Origin of the sequence: Bacillus sp. JJ1521 (genome assembly GCF_036965165.1) — a bacterium.
Classification (GTDB): domain Bacteria; phylum Bacillota; class Bacilli; order Bacillales; family Bacillaceae_L; genus Ferdinandcohnia.
In genome coordinates, this window is record NZ_JBALOX010000182.1 from 1 (window position 1) to 1,932 (window position 1,932).

Below are 1,932 nucleotides of genomic sequence, written 5' to 3' on the forward strand. Positions count from 1 at the left end.
GTTACAGATGGTGAAGATAAATTAATTCTTCTCCCAAGTTCACTCATCGATAATCGACTATTTTTGCTTAATTCATCTATTATTTTCTTATCAATTGAATCTATTTTCATTTTTAAGGAAATCCTCTGTTTATTATTTATTTAATAAAGAATAAATGCAAAATGAGTTTTATATTTAATGTAATTCTTTAAATTTATTCGATAATATAAATATTACAAGGAGGCGGTAATTATGGCAAGAATTAATGAATCTGAATTCGGGGTGACCCCTTTTCAAAGACTTTTAGGGCATAATAAAGATGTATTAAATGCATGGAATCAATTAGGAGAAATATTTGAAAAAGATATGAATCTATCGTCTCGACTAAAAGAGCAAGTAAGGAGAACTTTAGCTCAAAGCAATGGTTGTGAGTATTGCAAGGCAAAAGGTAAACCTGAACCCCATTTGTTCGATGAAAAAACATCTATTGCAGTAGGCTTTGCAGAGGTTTTTTTAAAACAAAAAGGGGATATATCAGATGCTCAATTTAATGTATTGAGAGAGTATCTTTCTGATGCAGAAATTAGCGAGCTTTGTTCGTTTATTACGTATACTACTGCTTCACAGTATTTTGGTGCCATTATGAAATTAGAAGCTGTGGTATCATAATATAGTCTTCCTACGCTTGCTCAACTAAAGGGTTCGATAGTGAAACAAGGTGATCTGAGTGGGGGCGCCTTTTTCTTATGGTTAGGAATTTTGATTTTATTATTGGAATATTATGTTAGNNATTAAGCTAACGGGGCAGATTAGTCGAAGAAAAAGAAATTAAAAAAATGAATGAAAAAGTATAATTTTGCTACAACCATTCGTCTTATTAATGTAAATAGATTAGGAGGGTTGCATAATGAAAAAAACATTAAATAGTGATCTCATTGTAGATACAAGAAAATTGAAAAATGATTATGTGGAAATGATTCAGCCTTATTCTTCAGATCTCTGGAACTATTGCAGGTATGTTACGGGCTCAACCTGGGATGGAGAGGACCTTTTTCAAGATACTCTTATTAAATCCTTTGGATTACTTCCACAACAATGGGATAAAGTCATCGATAAAAAGAGTTATCTCTTTAGAATTGCCACAAACACTTGGCTGGATCAGTGTAGAAAATTAAAAAGAGAAATCGGAAGTTTAGAAGAAATAGCTGAACCGAGTCTTGAATTCTCAGATGGATTAATTTTAGAGGAAATTTTAACCTCGTTTCAAGTACACTTTACACCTAAGCAGACTACGGCTTACCTATTATTTGATATCTTTCATTTTAATGCTGATGAAGTTGCCGGGATAGTAAAGAGTACTCCAGGAGGGGTCTATGCTACAGTTCAGCGTGTAAGGAAGAAAATACAACTCATTGATTTTTCAAAACCGAAACAAGGACCGACTGTAAAAAAATCAAATGATGAAACAATCAAATCCTATTTAAAAGCATTTAATAATGGAGACTTGGATAGCATGCTCAATCTATATAGTGAACAAGCACATAATGAGGCCTTTCTTGGTTTTCAGGAATTTAATAAGAATGAAATACGTAATGGTTCACTAAGATTTGGATTGCCAGGACACAGTGCGGAAGAATTTATTCTATGGAATAAACCAGTTATTGTAGTTTTGAACAACGGTGCTGATGGACCTGAAATTCACGATATTCAGATGCATGAAGTAGAAAACGGAAAAATTGTTAGCAGCAGAAGCTATTTTTTTAGAAAAGAGTTAATTATTGCAGCTGGAACAGAGCTGGGATTTAAAGTGCAAATGGATAAACCTCCAGTAAATTGGGGTTAAGTGCTAACGTATGATTTGCAGAAATAAATACATATCCCATCATATTATTTAAGCGTTGATCAAAAGGATTAACGCTCTTTTCATAGAATTACTTAAACTAAAGGGGCAGT

The 1,932-nt window shown here is 33.0% G+C and carries 3 protein-coding genes; 2 read left to right on the forward strand and 1 reads right to left on the reverse strand.

The window, feature by feature from the left end:
* Window positions 1-110 (reverse strand): AsnC family protein (locus tag V7147_RS20830; RefSeq protein WP_335369728.1); only part of this gene is annotated, 110 nt, incomplete at its 3' end.
* A 121-nt stretch (window positions 111-231) separates the two neighbouring features.
* Here V7147_RS20830 and V7147_RS20835 point away from each other — a divergent pair.
* A complete protein-coding gene (locus V7147_RS20835) occupies window positions 232-648 on the forward strand; it encodes a carboxymuconolactone decarboxylase family protein (RefSeq protein ID WP_335369726.1) in 417 nt (138 codons plus the stop codon).
* Between the two features lie 238 nt (window positions 649-886).
* On the forward strand, window positions 887-1,822 hold the full coding sequence (locus V7147_RS20840) for a sigma factor (protein ID WP_335369727.1): 936 nt from the start codon (window positions 887-889) through the stop codon (window positions 1,820-1,822).
* Window positions 1,823-1,932 lie beyond the last annotated feature (110 nt).